Raw genomic sequence first — 15328 nt, 5'->3', positions numbered from 1 at the left:
CGTCGCACCGGCAGGGCACGAGCGGGACGATCGCAGGGGACACCGGGTGGAGCGACCTCCGAATCTCGCCGCGGCGATCGACGCCGCCGCCGAGGCACTCGTCGGTGTGCTCGACTCGGCGGTGCCCCGGCACCAGATGGCCGTCTCCCCGACGCAGCTGCGGGTGCTGTCGCTGATCAGCGGCCGGCCGGAGACCAACGTCAACGGCCTGGCCGAGTTGCTGGACGTCGTGCCGTCCTCGGCGAGCCGGCTCTGCGACCGGTTGGAGGCCACCGGGCTGCTGCGCCGGGTGCCCGATCCCCGCGACCGGCGGGAGGTGCGGCTGATGCCGACGGCCGCCGCCGAGGCGCTGCTGCGCGAGCTGCAGGAGCACCGGCACCGGGCGGTGCAGGCCGTGCTGGACCGGATGCCCGGTCGGGCGCAGCACGAGCTGCTGCTGGCGTTGATGGCCTTCGAACGCGCGGCCACCGCCGCCCCGACCGAGTCGCCGGCGGACTCCCAGGCCCGCACCGCCTGACGGGTCGTCTCCCGCCGTACGCGCCTTCCCCCCTGCTCCACTAGTGTCCTAGGATGCCTTACGGGGGATGACGCACCCCACCCGACGACACCGTCGTCGACGGGCCCGGACGCCTGAGGCCGGAGGAGGCGCCGAGGGCCCGATATAGTGGCAGCGCAACCGGCCCGTGATCGTCACGATCGCGGGCCGATGTCAGGCGAAGGTCCCGTATACGGGGGACCGCAGGGGACGCCGGCGGCAGCCGGCCCGACAGCGCCCACGTTCTCCGCGCCGCCGGTCCTCGGCCGGGCGGCGGAGCGTGTCGCGGAGGAGGTTCGGTGTCGCGTCCGCCGGCTCGGGAAGAGCACCCGGGGGCCACCGACGGCACGAGCGGATCGGCCGTCGGCGACCGGATCCTCACGCTGCCGAACGTCATCAGCTTCGTCCGGTTGCTCGGCGTCCCGCTCTTCCTCTACCTGCTGCTCGTCGCGCACGCCGACGTGGCCGCGCTCGTGGTCCTGGCCATCGGCGGCACCACGGACTGGGTGGACGGCTGGGTCGCACGCCGGATGCGCCAGGTCAGCCGGCTGGGGGAGCTGCTCGACCCGCTCGCCGACCGGCTCTACATCCTCGCCACCCTGCTCGGGTTCACCGCCCGCGACGTGGTTCCCTGGCAGTTCACCGCGGCGCTGCTGGCCCGGGAGTTGCTCCTGCTCGGTTCGCTGGCGGTGCTGCGCCGGCACGGGTACGGCCCGCCGCCGGTGCACTACGTGGGCAAGACCGCGACCTTCCTGTTGCTGGCCGCCTTCCCGGTCCTGCTGCTCGCCGCGGCGGTGCCGGGTGCGGCGACCGTCGCCGGGGCGATCGGCTGGGGCCTGGCCTGGTGGGGCCTGGTGCTCTACTGGGTGGCCGGCGCGCTCTACGTCGTGCAGGCCGGCCGGCTGGTCAGGGCGGTTCGGGCCGGGGGAGCGCCGGCATGACGGGCACGCCGGGCGACGGCCGGGGCCGCGGCGACCGGGTGTACGCCCCGGACTTCCTCACCGAGCTGTTCCGCAATCCGCTGGATCCCGGCTACGCCGACGCGGCGGCCCGGCGTCGGGAGCGGCAGACGCCCTCGCCGAGGTGGCGGCGGTGGTCGGCGCGTTCCGTCACCGTGGTGGTGGCGCTGCTGCTGGGTTTCCTGTTCGCAGTGGCGTACCGGCAGACGCTGGAGGCCGAGCCGGGGCGCAGCCAGGCCCGGTCCGGCCTGGTCGAGCAGATCAAGCAGCGGGAGACCGAGACGGACCGGTTGTCGGTGCGGGCCGACGAGCTGCGGGCGGAGGTAGCGCGGCAGCGGGCGGCGGCGCTGGGTGGCTCGGAGGCGGCGCGGCTGCACAACCTGGAGGCGGGCACCGGCCTGGGGCGGGTGCGCGGTGACGGCGTGGTGGTGCGCCTGGCGGACGCGCCGCAGAACCAGGACGCGGTGACGGGCGCGGACGTGGGGCCGTCCCGGGTGATCTACAGCGATCTGCAGGGTGTGGCCAACGACCTGTGGGCGGCGGGGGCTGAGGCGATCGCGATCAACGGTCAGCGGTTGACGGCGATGTCGACGATCCGTTCGGCGGGGCAGGCGATCCTGGTGGACTTCCGGCCGGTGACGGGGCCGTACGAGGTGTCGGCGATCGGTCCGGGGTCGATGCGGGACCGGTACGAGGACAGCCGCAGCGCGTTGACGATGCGGAAGGTGGCCGAGGACACCGGGTTGTCGTTCGGGGTGCGTGAGGCGGAGGACCTCACCCTGCCGGCCGCTCCGGACCCGCGGCTACGCTACGCGCAGCCCTCGGTGAGCCCGACGCCGTCGCCGTCGGGGGCCGACCGTTCCGTCAGTCCTGGGCCGACCGGTTCGAGGACGTCTCCCAGCCCCTCCGGAGGTGGTCGATGATCGCGGTGCTGGCGTTGTTCGCCGGTGTGGTCCTCGGCGTGTGGCTCGACCCCACGGTTCCCACGGCGTTGCAGCCGTACCTGCCGATCGCGGTGGTGGCCGCGTTGGACGCGGTGTTCGGCGGGGTGCGGGCGAAGCTCGACCGGATCTTCGACGACAAGCAGTTCGTGGTGTCGTTCATTTCGAACGTGCTGGTGGCGGGTCTGATCGTGTATCTGGGTGACCAGTTGGGGGTGGGCGGTCAGCTCTCCACCGGCGTGGTGGTCGTGCTCGGGGTGCGGATCTTCGGGAACGTGGCGGCGATCCGTCGGCACCTGTTCCGGGCGTAGGTTGGTGGCGATGAGCAGCGACGAGCACACCGAGACGGGCACGGGTTGGCCGCAGCCGGCGGGTCCGGGGCGGCCGTCGGGTCCGGCGGGGGAGCCCGATCCGCGGCCGGACGCGCCGGATCCGGACGAGTTGAGCCCGTTGGCGCCGGAGCGGTCCGCGCCGCCGGTGGAGCCGCCCGTGCAGGAGCCGGCGGTGGTGGAGCCCGACGACGGCGTGACGGTGGAGCTGAGCCGGGCCGCCGCCGGTGCCACCTCACCCGCGCCGGCAGCGGCCGGGGGTGGCGGGACGCCGCGGCGGCGGGTGAGTTCGGCCGGGGTGATGATCGCGGCGCTGTTGGCGTTGCTGGGGTTCACCCTGGTGGTGCAGTTCAAGTCGACGTCGACGGATCCGACGGTGGCGGCGACGCGGCAGGAGGATCTGGTGCGGATCCTGTACGACCTGAACTCGCGGGAGGTCCGGCTGCGGCAGGACATCGCGACGCTGGAGGAGAGTCAGCGGCAGTTGCGTTCGGGTCAGCAGGGGCGGCAGGCGGCGTTGGAGGAGGCGACGCGGCGGGCCGACGAGTTGGGGATCCTGGCGGGGACGTTGCCGGCGACGGGGCCGGGGTTGTCGGTGCGGTTCGAGGCGGGTGAGAAGCCGATCTCGGCGTCGCGGGTGTTGGACGCGGTGCAGGAGTTGCGGGGCGCGGGCGCGGAGGCGATGCAGATCTCCGGTGGTGACCGGGCGACGGTGCGGATCATCGCGTCGACGTTCTTCCTGGACGGGGAGGGCGGGTCGTTGGTGGTGGACGGGCGTCGGTTGACGGGTCCGTTCACGATCACGGTGATCGGTGATCCGGCGACGATGCGCACGGCCTTGAACATTCCCGGCGGGGTGGTGGCGTCGGTGACGGGTGACGGCGGTAAGTTGATCGTCGAGGATCGTGAGGCTGCCGAGGTTTCGGCGCTGCACGCGCCGATCAAGCTGGAACACGCCCGTCCGGTCTCCTGACCGGCGCGGCCCGCACCGGGGTTCCGGTGCGCCAATGGATGAAGGACGCGTCTGGTGATTCCTGAGGATCTGCGGTATACCGCCGAGCACGAGTGGGTGGCGGGTGACGGCGGCGGCACTGTCCGGGTCGGCATCACGCACTTCGCGCAGGACGCCCTGGGTGACATCGTGTATGTCCAGCTGCCCGATGCGGGTGTGGTGGTGGCGGCCGGTGAGTCGTTGGGTGAGATCGAGTCGACGAAGAGCGTGTCGGAGATCTACGCCCCGCTCAGCGGTACGGTGGCGGCGCGCAACGAGGCGCTCGGCGACACCCCTGAGGTGATCAACACTGATCCGTACGGTGCGGGTTGGTTGCTGGAGATCACCCCGGACGATCCGGCGGCGGTCGATGGTCTGCTGTCCGCGGACGCGTATCGTGAGCTCACCGAGAGCTGAGTGCGTCCCCTTCGGGCGTGGCGGGTGTTCCGCGCGTCCGGTTGCCCTGCATTTCGGCGCTGGCTAGGCTCGCCCAGTCGACCGAGAACCAAATAGTTCAGCGTTGCGGAATTGCCTTTCCGGGCACGGGGAGCCAGCCGCCGGGTGTTGCACTGCCCGGCGGCCAGACCCGCCATTACCCGACGCCGACCGAACAGATCCGTGAGGTGGTCCCATGACGCGCCCAGACGACGAGTTCCCCCCACTCGACGTCACTTCGACGCTCAATCTCGGTTCGCTCGACGAAGTGCTGGAGGGGCCGGACACCGATGTGGTGCCGAGCCGGATGTCCGGTTCGTTGCCGCCGGGTATGGCGCTGCTGGTGGTTCGCCGGGGTCCGAATGCGGGTGCCCGGTTCCTGTTGGATCACGATGTGACGACCAGTGGCCGTCACCCGGACAGTGACATCTTCCTCGACGACGTGACGGTGTCGCGGCGGCACGCCGAGTTCCACCGTGACGGTGGGACGTTCACGGTGCGGGACGTGGGGAGCCTGAACGGCACGTACGTGAACCGGGAGCGGGTCGAGGCGGCCACGTTGAGCAATGGTGACGAGGTGCAGATCGGCAAGTTCCGGGTGGTGTTCATCGCCGGTCCGCGTCCCGAGGAGGGGGCCGGCCGGGGGTGAACGAGCCTGCGGCCTCCACGCCGCCCGAGGCGGCCCGTGCGCGCCCGCTGATGAGTATCGGTGAGGTGCTGGGTCAGCTGCGGGTCGATTTCCCGGACGTGACCATCTCGAAGTTGCGGTTCCTCGAGGCCGAGGGCCTGGTGGAGCCGCAGCGGACGGCGGCGGGTTACCGGAAGTACAGCTGGGACGATGTGGCGCGGTTGCGGTTCGTGCTGACCGCGCAGCGGGACCAGTATCTGCCGTTGCGGGTGATCCGTGATCAGTTGGCGCAGTGGGACGCGTCCGGGGAGTCGCCGGGTCGGCAGCGGCCGACGTTGGTGGCGGTGGGTCCGGACGGTGAGGTTCCGGGGCGGGTGCCGGAGGAGCCGGTCGGGTCGCCGCAGGTGCGGCTCGGCCGGTTGGACCTGGTGGCGCGCAGCGGGATCGACGAGTCGACGCTGGGCGAGTTGGAGCGCCTCGGTGTGGTGGTGTCGGATCCGCCGGGTTGGTACGACGACGACGCGTTGATCATCGCGCGGGCGGTGGCGGGTCTGGCGGCGTACGGGTTGGAGCCGCGGCATCTGCGGGCGTTCCGTACGGCGGCGGATCGGGAGGCCGGTCTGTTCGCGCAGTTGTTGACGCCGTTGGCGCGGCAGAGTGATCCGGCGGCGCGGGCGCGGGCGGCGGAGACGGCGCGGGAGTTGGTGGCGCTGTCGCAGCAGTTGCATGCGGCGTTGGTGCGGGTGGGGTTGCGGTCGACGTTGGGTCGGTGATCCGGCGGGGGCCGTGCGGAAAGATCTTCCCCGGGAAGCGTGTCGTAGGCTTGCCGGGGTAACCCCTTTCTGGCGCGGGCGTGTGCGGGTAGCGCATGGGACGGCCGTGTCGCGGTCCGTGTACCGTGCAGGGAAGGGCGCGGTGCGGCGTAGGTGACAACGACACGGAGGCGGCGGTGCGCGAGCTGAGCGTGGTCGGAGTTCGGGTGGAGCTGCCCAGCAACCAGCCGATCGTCCTGCTCAGGGAGGTCGAGGGGGACCGCTATCTGCCGATCTGGATCGGTGCGGTCGAGGCGACGGCGATCGCCTACGAGCAGCAGGGGGTCAAGCCGGCCCGGCCGCTGACCCACGATCTTCTGCGGGACGTGTTGACGGCGTTGAAGGCGCCCTTGCAGGCGGTGGAGATCACCGAGTTGAAGGAGAACGTCTTCTACGCCGATCTGTTGCTCGGGGACGGGGTGCGGGTGTCGGCCCGGCCGAGCGATTCCATCGCCCTGGCGTTGCGGGTCGGTGCGCCGATTCGTTGTGCGGAGGAGGTCCTCAGCGAGGCGGGGATCGTGATCCCGGACGAGCAGGAGGACGAGGTGGAGAAGTTCCGCGAGTTCCTGGACCAGGTGCGTCCGGAGGACTTCGCCGGCTGAGTCCGGTCTTCCTCGGGATGTCACGTTCGGTGATGTCCCGGTGCTGTGGGTGATCTTCGTTGTCGTGTCGCGGCGTGTCGCGGCGGCTTCTGCGGGGCAATTCCTGAAGGCGGCTATAGGGTTGCCGTGTCGAGGGGTGCACGTCCCGGAAACGACGTGTCACCGCACTGGCGGGGAGGTTGTCCGGATGCACGAGCCGCGAGATCCCGATCCGGGTACGGAGCTGGACGAGCCGGGTGTGGCGCCGCCGGGGTGGGCGACCGAGGGTGACGGTGCTGTGGGCTACCGGGGCGTGACGGCCTGCCATGCGGTGGGGATCAGCTACCGGCAGTTGGACTACTGGGCCCGCACCGGGTTGGTGGTGCCGAGTGTGCGTGACGCTTCGGGTTCGGGCACGCAGCGGTTGTATTCGTTCCGGGACCTGGTGGTCCTGAAGGTGGTGAAGCGGCTGCTGGACGCCGGGGTGTCGTTGCAGAACATCCGGAAGGCGATCGAGGCGCTGCGTTCCCGTGGGGTGGCGGACCTGGCGGGCATCACGTTGATCTCCGATGGCACGACCGTGTATGAGTGCCGGTCGCCGGAGGAGGTGGTCGACCTGTTGCAGGGTGGCCAGGGCGTGTTCGGTATCGCGATCGGTGGGGCGTTCAAGGAGATCCAGGGTTCCCTGTCGCACCTGCCGTCTGAGCCGGCGACGTCGGTGGAGCCGCAGGTGGCGGCGGAGCCGGTGGGTGACGAGTTGGCGGCGCGTCGGGCGCGGCGCCGGGCCGGCTGAGGGGTCGGCGGCTCGGCTGATCCGCCCCGCGCGCTCCGGGTTCGCCGGGGTCGCTCCGCCCGGTCCGGGCCGGGTTCGCTGCACGTCGTTGGTTCGCGTCACCAGCGCTGCCCGGCAATCGTCGTCCACGACCGAACCGTCCGATCGGCTGGTGGCGTGGGGGCCTGCGGCGGTGTGGCGTGCGCCACGTCCTGACCTGTCGGCTTGTTGACACTTCTGACGATCATGGCAATCCTGTCTGCGTCGTTGCGCCTGTTTCGCACGTGGGTCGCTGTTCCGTCGGGGTACGGGCAGTTGCGGGCCGGTGTCACGCGACGACGCAGGCAGCGGGCGGCGACGCTTGCCCGACGATCGGATTGAGTGCGAAGTGCAGACCGACGTGGATGCCGGCGCGATGTCGGCGCGCGCCGGCGTGCGGGCCGGGGACGCGGGCGGCTGTCCCGTGTCGCACGCGTCCGACTCGCCGGTGGACGTGACGGCGGAAGCGGTGGAGTTCCTGCACCTGTACCACGAGGAGCGACGGCTGCCGGGGGTGGCGGACCGGGTCGCGCGGGTACGGGAGGAGATCGCGGTGACCGGCACGTACCGGCACACCGGCGACGAGTTGGTGCACGGCGCGAAGGTGGCGTGGCGGCAGTCGGCGCGCTGCGTGGGGCGGGTCCGGTGGGCGGGGTTGAGGGTCCGCGACCGCCGTGGGGTGACGACGGTCGCGGGCATCGCGGAGGAGTTGGCGCGGCATCTGGCGGTGGCGGACAACGGCGGGCGGATCCAGTCGGTGATGACGGTGTTCGCGCCGGACCGGCCGGGGGTGGGTCCGCGGGCGCGGCTCTGGAACGACCAGCTGATCCGCTACTGCGGACACCGGATGGATGACGGGTCGATCCTGGGTGATCCGGCGCAGGTGGCGATGACGGACGCGGTGCGGGCGTTGGGCTGGCATCCGCCGCCGGTGCCGGGCCGGTTCGATCTGCTGCCGTGGGTGCTCGAGACGGCGTACGAGGATCCGACGTTGGTGGAGGCGCCGCGGGAGCTCGTGCGTGAGGTCGCCCTGACGCATCCGTCGTACCCGTGGTTCGAGGAGTTGAGGTTGCGCTGGCACGCGCTGCCGGTGATCAGCAACATGCGGTTGCGGGTGGGTGGGGTGGACTACAGCTGCGCCCCGTTCAACGGTCACTACCTGGGCGACGAGGTCGGCACCCGGAACATGGGTGACGGGGACCGGTACGACCAGTTGCTGCCGGTGGCGCGGGGGTTGGGGTTGGACACCTCGCGGGAGGACACCCTGTGGCGGGAGCACGCGGCTCTGGTCATCAACCAGGCGGTGCTGCACTCGTTCCGTGCGGCGGGGGTGCGAGTGTCGGATCCGCACACGGAGTCGGAGCTGTTCATGCGGTTCTGCGCGCAGGAGGAGCGGGCGGGCCGGCCGGTGCACGGCGACTGGTCGTGGCTCAACGGCAGTGTGGGGTGGGCGGCGTTGCACGCGGTGCACCACCGGTACTACGACACCCGGGTGCCGAACCCGAACCTGTGGCAGACCGATCGTGCGTACGGTCCGGCGGGCGTCGAGGCGCTGTCCCTGCGGCAGCGGCACGACGTGGCCCGTCGGCGGGAGGGCTGAGGCATGGACGTGGTGGCGCTGCGTCAGAGTTGGGCCCAGCTTTCGGTGGCCGGGCCGGAGGCGGCGAAGTACTTCTACGCGACGTTGTTCCTGATCGCGCCGGAGACGCGTGCGATGTTCCCGACGAACATGCAGTACCAGCAGGACAAGTTGCTGGCGGCGTTGGGGCACATCGTCACCCATGTGGACGACGAGCGGGAGGTGACGGCGTTCGCGCAGCGGTTGGGCGCCGATCACCGGCGGTTCCAGGGCGAGGACCGGCAGGGCCGGCCGGTGCCGTTGGCGGAGTGGCACTACATCCGGGTCGGGCAGGCGTTGCTGGCGACGTTGGAGCGGTTCCTGGGTCCACGATGGACGCCGCAGCTGCACGCCGAGTGGGCCGCGGCGTACGAGTTGGTGGCGCGGTTGATGCTGGCCGGGGCGGTGGAGGCGGAGCGGACGTCGCCGCCGTACTGGGAGGCGGAGGTCCTGGCGGTGCAGCGGCGGCGGGCCGACGTGTGTGTGTTCACGGTCCGTCCGAACTACCTGTGTGAGTACCTGCCGGGGCAGTCGCTGCCGGTGCAGGTGCCGCAGCTGCGGACGTGGCGGTATCTGTCGCCGGCGAACGCGCCGCGTCCGGACGGGACGATCGAGTTCCACGTGCGGGCGGCGGGCCGGTTCTCCACGCATCTGGTGCGCAGGCTGCGGGAGGGTGACCGGGTGCTGCTGGGCTCGCCGGTGGGGACGGCGTTGTCGTCGTACGACCGGTCGCCGGGCCTGCCGTTGCTGCTGGTGGCGGGGGGCACCGGGGTGGCGCCGCTGCGGGCGGTGGTGGAGGCGTTGCGGCTGGGTCCGGGGCGCTCGACGACGTTGGTGGTGGGGGGACGGACCCCGGACGACCTGTACGACGACGTGGCGTTGCGGGAGTTGGCGGCGGCCGCGTCGGCGCAGTCGTGGCAGTCCGGGTGGCTGCGGTACGTGCCGACGGTGGAGTCCGGCTGGCAGTGGCAGGGGGCGGTGGGCACGGCCGGTGAGACCGCGGTGCGGTTGGGTCCGTGGCACGACACCGAGGTGCTGGTGTGCGGCAGCCCGGAGATGACCGGGGCGACGGTTGCCGCGTTGACGGCGTCGGGGGTGCCGCGGGAGCGGATCCTGATGGAGAGTTACGACCATTGCCTGTATCCGCCGCTGGCGGGCGCTGCCGCCGCCGCGCCGGACGACTTCAGTTGGACGGGTGTGCGATGAGCGTCGACCACGGCGACCGGGTGGTCGCCGATCCGCACGGTGAGCTGACCCGGGCCGTGGGCGCGTTGGAGGCGCGCCGGTTCCGGGGTGGCCGGTGGCTGTCCGCCGACGAGGTGTCGGGCCTGGCCCGGTCGGCCGACGAGCGGTTGGCGCTGCTGGGTGGTGAGGTGGACCGGTTGCGGCGGGAGAACGAGGGCCTGGCGCGGCAGGTGGAGATGTTGCGCCACGGCGCGTTGCCCAGCACCGGCGCGCAGGGCCCGGATCCGATGGTGATCGAGTTGGCGGTGCGGGCGCAGGACGAGGCGAACCGGACGATCGGTGAGGCCAGCGCGGAGGGCGCGGAGATCATCGCGGAGGCGCGGCGGCAGGCCGACGAGATCATCGCCGAGGCGCACGTGCTGGCCGGGGGTGTCGCCGGCCCGGCGGGGGCGGGGGGCGAGGAGTTGCGGCGGCAGGTGCGGGAGCTGGAGGGCCGGCAGGCGGCGTTGGTGGCGGCGGTGGCGACGGCGCAGCAGCACCTGAGCCGGTGGCAGGCGTACCTGTCGGAGCAGTCGGAGCAGTTGCGCTCCGACGCGGAGGCGGCCGGGGCGGTCGGCGCGCAACTGCGTGCCGTGCTCGGCGAGTAGCGGCGTCGCCTGCCCGCCGGACGGCGGGTCAGTGCTGGTCGACGGCGGCGACGGCGTCGGCGATGGGGGTGTTGCCGCCGACGAGTTCCAGGATCGCGCCGGCGCTGTGCGGGTGGTGGAGCAGGGCGACGAGGACCCGGGCGACGTCGGTGCGGGTCACGGCGCCCGCGGGGGCGTGTCGGGTGAGGGTGATCCGCCCGGTGGGCGCGTCGTCGGTGAGCCGGCCGGGTCGCAGGATCGTCCAGTCGAGGTCGCGGCCGGTCAGGTCGTCCTCGGCGGCCTTCTTGGCGCGCAGGTACGCCGCGAACACCTCGTCGGTGCCGGCGGGTGGTTCGCCTTCCACTCCCATCGAGGACAGCAGCAGGTAGCGGCGGACGTCGGCGCGTTGCGCGGCGTCGGCGAGCAGGACGGCACCGGCCCGGTCGACGGTGTCCTTGCGGGCGGCGCCGCTGCCGGGGCCGGCGCCGGCGGCGAAGAGGACGGCGTCGGCGCCCTCGAGGTGGGCGGCGAGCTCGTCGGCGCCGACGTGTTCGAGGTCGGCCACGACGGGCTGGGCGCCGGCGGCACGCAGGGCGGCGGAGTGGTCGGGGTTGCGGATCAGCCCGATGGCGGTGTCGCCGCGTCCGGCGAGTTCGCGGTGGGTCAGCTGGGCGATCTTGCCGTGTCCTCCGGCGATGACGACGCGCATACCGCCAACCTAGCCGCCGTCCCGTCACGGCGGGGCCGGTCGGCGGGGCCCGGGTCGGGCGCGGCGGTAGAGATCACCGGCCGGTGGTGATCTTCACGAGCTCCTCCGCGGGGCGGCGGCGGTGCCCGGGTGTTCGCCGCAGGGTGGTTGCCTGAGGCAGCATGGACGGGTGACGGAGACGGTCGACGCGCTGGCCGGCCTGGTGGCCGGCGGTGGTGTCGTGGTGTTGAGCGGGGCGGGCCTGTCCACCGAGTCGGGCATCCCGGACTACCGGGGGCCCAGCGGCGCGGCGCGGCGGCACACCCCGATGACGTACCAGGCGTTCACGCGCGACGCGCAGGCGCGGCGGCGCTACTGGGCGCGCAGCCACCTGGGGTGGCGGGTGATCGCGCGGGCGGCCCCGAACGAGGGGCACCGGGCGGTGGCGCGGCTGCAGGCCGGCGGGTTGGTCGAGGGGATCATCACGCAGAACGTGGACGGGCTGCACACGGCCGCGGGCAGCCCGCGGGTGGTGGAGTTGCACGGCCGCCTCGACGAGGTGGTGTGCCTGGGCTGCGGTAACCGGACGTCGCGGGAGGAGTTGGACCGGCGGCTGCGGGAGGCGAACCCGGGCTTCGACGCGCGGGCCGCGGCGGTCAACCCGGACGGTGACGTGGATCTCGCCGACGACGAGGTGGCCCGGTTCCGTACGGTCGACTGCACGTTCTGCCGGGTCGGCATGCTGAAGCCGGACGTGGTGTTCTTCGGGGAGACGGTGCCGGCGGCCCGGGTGTCGCGCTGTTTCGAGCTGGTGGCGCGGGCGCGGCTGCTGCTGGTGCTGGGTTCGTCGTTGACGGTGATGTCGGGTCGCCGGTTCGTGGTGCGCGCGGCGAAGCTGGGCATTCCGGTGGTGATCGTCAACCAGGGCCCGACCCGGGGCGACGGGTATGCGGCGTTGACCGTCGACGCGCCGCTGGGGCGGCTGCTGCCGGCGTTGGCCGACCGGACGGCCGGCGACGCCGCGGCGGGGCTGGCGGGCGTCGGCCGGTAGCGGTCCGCCGGGGGTGCGGGGCCGGCCGGTCATCGACTGTCGTCGCCGGCGGGGGTACGACCTCCGGTGGGCGGTGCGGCGCTGGTAGCGTTGACCATGCCGGCAGCACCCACGTGGGAGAGACCGCCCAGCAGCATCCCGGGCGGCGCCGAAGGGGCAAATCCTCCCCGGAACCTCTCAGGCAAAAGGACCTCGTGGGCAGGCACTGTGGAGCGCCTCGCGGGCGCGACAGAGGGGGAGGCCGACCTGTCGACCTCGCCCCCGGGAGCGCCGCCCATGACCGCAGAGCAGTTCGCCGCCCGCCACATCGGCCCGGATCCGGACGACGAGCGCCGGATGTTGGAGGCCGTCGGCTACGGCTCGGTCGAAGAGCTGATGGACGCGGCGATTCCCGAGGTGATCCGCTGGCACGGCACCCTGGACCTGCCGGAGCCGGCCAGCGAGCACGACGCCCTCGCGGAGCTGCGGGCCCTGGCGGCCCGCAACACGGTGGCCGTGTCGATGATCGGTCTGGGCTACCACGGCACGCACACCCCGGCGGTGATCCGCCGCAACGTGCTGGAGGACCCGGCCTGGTACACGGCGTACACGCCGTACCAGCCGGAGATCAGCCAGGGGCGGCTGGAGGCGCTGCTGAACTTCCAGACCATGGTCACGGACCTGACGGGGCTGGCCACCGCGAACGCGTCGATGCTCGACGAGGGCACCGCCGCGGCGGAGGCGATGACGCTCGCGCGCCGCGCGTCGAAGAGCAGGAGCGCGGTGTACGTGGTCGACGCCGACACCCTGCCGCAGACCATCGCGGTGATCACCAGCCGGGCCGAGCCTCTCGGCATCGACGTGCGGATCGTCGACACCGGGCGCGACGAGTTGCCGGCGGAGTTCTTCGGCCTGCACCTGCAGTACCCGGGGGCGTCGGGGGCGGTGCGTGACCAGGCGGCTCTGGTCGAGGCGGCGCACGCGGTCGGGGCGTTGGTGACCGTGGCGGCGGACCTGCTGGCCCTGACGCTGCTGCGCGCGCCGGGGGAGATCGGCGCCGACATCGCGGCCGGCACCACCCAGCGTTTCGGCGTGCCGATGGGCTTCGGCGGGCCGCACGCCGGCTACCTGGCGGTACGGGCGGGGCTGGAGCGGATGCTGCCGGGCCGGCTGGTGGGGGTGTCGCGTGACGCGGACGGCAACCCGGCGTACCGGCTGGCGTTGCAGACCCGGGAGCAGCACATCCGGCGGGAGAAGGCGACCAGCAACATCTGCACCGCGCAGGTGCTGCTGGCGGTGATGGCCGGCATGTACGCCGTCTACCACGGCCCGGACGGGCTGCGGCGCATCGCCCGCCGTACCCATGGCATGGCGGTGCGGTTGGCGGCGTCGCTGCGGGGTGTCGACGGCGTCGAGGTGGTGCACGAGGCGTTCTTCGACACCGTCCTGGTGCGGGTGCCCGGCGGCGCCGAGGCGGTGGTCGCCGACGCCGCGGCCCGGGGGGTCAACCTGCGGCTGGTCGACGCCGACCACGTGGGGGTGTCCTGCGACGAGACGACCACCCCCGCGCACCTGCGGAAGGTGTGCGACGCGTTCGGGGCCACCGTGGCCGGGCGGTCGGTGGCCGTGGCGGACGCTCCGGTCGAGGGCGCGTTGCCGGCGGCGCTGGCCCGTACGTCGGACTTCCTCACCCACGCGGTGTTCCGCAGTCACCACTCGGAGACGGCGATGCTGCGCTACCTGCGGCGGCTGTCGGACTTCGACTACGCCCTGGACCGGGGGATGATCCCACTCGGGTCGTGCACGATGAAGCTCAACGCCACCACCGAGATGGAGCCGGTGAGCTGGCCGGAGTTCGCGCACGTGCACCCGTTGGCGCCGGACGCGCAGACCACCGGCTACCGGGAGATGATCTCCCAGTTGGAGGGGTGGCTGGCGGAGGTGACCGGCTACGACGCGGTCAGCGTGCAGCCCAACGCCGGTTCGCAGGGTGAGCTGGCGGGTCTGCTGGCGATCCGGTCGTACCACCGCCAGCGGGGCGAGGCCCACCGGGACGTGTGTCTGATCCCGTCGTCGGCGCACGGCACCAACGCCGCCAGCGCGGTGATGGCGGGCATGCGGGTCGTCGTGGTGGGCTGCGACGACGGCGGCAACATCGACCTGGTGGACCTCGACGCGAAGATCGACAAGCATCGGGACGCCCTCGCGGCGATCATGGTGACGTATCCGTCGACGCACGGGGTGTACGAGACGGGCATCGCGTCGCTGTGCGCGAAGGTCCACGACGCCGGCGGTCAGGTGTACGTCGACGGGGCGAACCTCAACGCGCTGGTCGGGTTCGCCAAGCCGGGGAAGTTCGGGGCGGACGTGTCGCACCTGAACCTGCACAAGACGTTCTGCATCCCGCACGGCGGCGGCGGTCCCGGGGTGGGACCGGTGGCGGTGCGGGCGCACCTGGCGCCGTTCCTGCCGGGCGATCCGTTGGGCGTGCACGTCGACGGCCGGCCGGCGATCTCGGCGGCGCGGTACGGGTCGGCGGGGATCCTGCCGATCCCGTGGGCGTACCTGCGGATGATGGGCGCGGCGGGGCTGGTGCGGGCCACCGGCGTGGCGGTGCTGGCGGCGAACTACGTGGCGGCGCGGCTGCGCGGGCACTTCCCGGTGCTGTACGCGGGCAACAAGGGCCTGGTGGCGCACGAGTGCATCCTGGACCTGCGGCCGCTGACGAAGGCGACCGGGGTGAGCGTGGACGACGTGGCGAAGCGGCTGATCGACTACGGGTTCCACGCGCCGACGATGTCGTTCCCGGTGGCGGGGACGCTGATGGTGGAGCCCACCGAGAGCGAGGACCTGGCCGAGCTGGACCGGTTCTGCGACGCGATGATCGCCATCCGGGCGGAGATCGACCGGGTGGCCTCGGGGGAGTGGCCGGCCGGCGACAATCCTCTCGCCAATGCCCCGCACACCGCGGCGATGGTGTCGGGCGACGAGTGGTCGCACCCGTACCCGCGGTCGGTGGGCGCGTACCCGGCCGGGGTGGAGCGGGCCGGGAAGTACTGGCCGCCGGTGCGGCGCATCGACGGCGCGTACGGCGACCGGAACCTGGTGTGTTCCTGCCCGGCGCCGGAGGCGTTCGAGGGCTGACCTCGCGTGACGCCG

Annotated in this window: 16 protein-coding genes and 1 riboswitch; of the genes, 15 read left to right on the top strand and 1 reads right to left on the bottom strand. The window is 72.6% G+C overall.

From position 1 onward, the window contains the following. Positions 1-46 precede the first annotated feature (46 nt). The 13 genes from ACLQ20_RS11365 to ACLQ20_RS11305 all read left to right on the top strand — a co-directional run bounded on the left by ACLQ20_RS11365 (position 47) and on the right by ACLQ20_RS11305 (position 10472). On the top strand, positions 47-517 hold the full coding sequence (locus ACLQ20_RS11365) for a MarR family transcriptional regulator (RefSeq protein ID WP_151454627.1): 471 nt from the start codon (positions 47-49) through the stop codon (positions 515-517). A gap of 317 nt (positions 518-834) precedes the next feature. Beyond that, positions 835-1476, top strand: a complete 642-nt coding sequence (locus ACLQ20_RS11360; protein ID WP_151454626.1) for a CDP-alcohol phosphatidyltransferase family protein — start codon at positions 835-837, stop codon at positions 1474-1476. Then, positions 1473-2417 carry a DUF881 domain-containing protein gene (locus ACLQ20_RS11355; protein ID WP_151454625.1) on the top strand — a complete coding sequence of 315 codons (945 nt, stop codon included), beginning with the start codon at positions 1473-1475 and terminating at the stop codon, positions 2415-2417. Before ACLQ20_RS11360 ends, ACLQ20_RS11355 begins: the two co-directional genes overlap by 4 nt. Next, positions 2414-2746 carry a small basic family protein gene (locus ACLQ20_RS11350; protein ID WP_151454624.1) on the top strand — a complete coding sequence of 111 codons (333 nt, stop codon included), beginning with the start codon at positions 2414-2416 and terminating at the stop codon, positions 2744-2746. The genes ACLQ20_RS11355 and ACLQ20_RS11350 overlap by 4 nt, the downstream gene beginning before the upstream one ends. Before the next feature lie 10 nt (positions 2747-2756). Beyond that, on the top strand, positions 2757-3737 hold the full coding sequence (locus ACLQ20_RS11345) for a DUF881 domain-containing protein (RefSeq protein ID WP_151454623.1): 981 nt from the start codon (positions 2757-2759) through the stop codon (positions 3735-3737). A gap of 54 nt (positions 3738-3791) precedes the next feature. Continuing rightward, entirely contained in the window at positions 3792-4172 is a 381-nt protein-coding gene (gene gcvH / locus ACLQ20_RS11340) for a glycine cleavage system protein GcvH (RefSeq protein WP_151454622.1), read from the top strand. A 214-nt stretch (positions 4173-4386) separates the two neighbouring features. After that, a complete protein-coding gene (gene odhI / locus ACLQ20_RS11335) occupies positions 4387-4839 on the top strand; it encodes an oxoglutarate dehydrogenase inhibitor Odhl (RefSeq protein WP_089000305.1) in 453 nt (150 codons plus the stop codon). Positions 4840-4889: 50 nt separating this feature from the next. Further along, complete coding sequence (locus tag ACLQ20_RS11330) at positions 4890-5591, top strand: MerR family transcriptional regulator (protein WP_192581391.1); 702 nt, start codon at positions 4890-4892, stop codon at positions 5589-5591. Between the two features lie 176 nt (positions 5592-5767). Next, entirely contained in the window at positions 5768-6232 is a 465-nt protein-coding gene (locus ACLQ20_RS11325; RefSeq protein ID WP_151454621.1) for a bifunctional nuclease family protein, read from the top strand. A gap of 187 nt (positions 6233-6419) precedes the next feature. Then, on the top strand, positions 6420-7004 hold the full coding sequence (locus ACLQ20_RS11320) for a MerR family transcriptional regulator (protein WP_151454620.1): 585 nt from the start codon (positions 6420-6422) through the stop codon (positions 7002-7004). 367 nt (positions 7005-7371) lie between these two features. After that, entirely contained in the window at positions 7372-8622 is a 1251-nt protein-coding gene (locus tag ACLQ20_RS11315) for a nitric oxide synthase oxygenase (RefSeq protein ID WP_425855343.1), read from the top strand. 3 nt (positions 8623-8625) lie between these two features. Next, on the top strand, positions 8626-9846 hold the full coding sequence (locus tag ACLQ20_RS11310; RefSeq protein WP_425855340.1) for a globin domain-containing protein: 1221 nt from the start codon (positions 8626-8628) through the stop codon (positions 9844-9846). Further along, positions 9843-10472 carry a DivIVA domain-containing protein gene (locus tag ACLQ20_RS11305; RefSeq protein ID WP_425855339.1) on the top strand — a complete coding sequence of 210 codons (630 nt, stop codon included), beginning with the start codon at positions 9843-9845 and terminating at the stop codon, positions 10470-10472. The genes ACLQ20_RS11310 and ACLQ20_RS11305 overlap by 4 nt, the downstream gene beginning before the upstream one ends. A gap of 28 nt (positions 10473-10500) precedes the next feature. Here the strand turns inward: ACLQ20_RS11305 and ACLQ20_RS11300 are convergent, their stop codons facing one another. Then, positions 10501-11160, bottom strand: coding sequence for an SDR family oxidoreductase (locus tag ACLQ20_RS11300; RefSeq protein WP_151457351.1), 660 nt, complete (start codon positions 11158-11160; stop codon positions 10501-10503). A 169-nt stretch (positions 11161-11329) separates the two neighbouring features. Between ACLQ20_RS11300 and ACLQ20_RS11295 the strand changes: the two genes are divergently transcribed. Both ACLQ20_RS11295 and gcvP read left to right on the top strand, forming a co-directional pair. Then, the gene (locus tag ACLQ20_RS11295) at positions 11330-12190 is read left to right on the top strand and encodes an NAD-dependent protein deacetylase (protein ID WP_151457352.1); all 861 of its coding nucleotides are present in this window, start codon (positions 11330-11332) and stop codon (positions 12188-12190) included. A 104-nt stretch (positions 12191-12294) separates the two neighbouring features. Continuing rightward, a riboswitch (glycine riboswitch) is annotated at positions 12295-12393 on the top strand. Between the two features lie 73 nt (positions 12394-12466). Beyond that, complete coding sequence (gcvP, locus tag ACLQ20_RS11290; RefSeq protein ID WP_151457353.1) at positions 12467-15313, top strand: aminomethyl-transferring glycine dehydrogenase; 2847 nt, start codon at positions 12467-12469, stop codon at positions 15311-15313. Positions 15314-15328 lie beyond the last annotated feature (15 nt).

Origin of the sequence: Micromonospora sp. DT46 (assembly GCF_049841735.1) — a bacterium.
GTDB classification, from domain to species: domain Bacteria; phylum Actinomycetota; class Actinomycetes; order Mycobacteriales; family Micromonosporaceae; genus Micromonospora; species Micromonospora reichwaldensis.
This window is presented reverse-complemented; position numbering and strand designations above follow the sequence as displayed.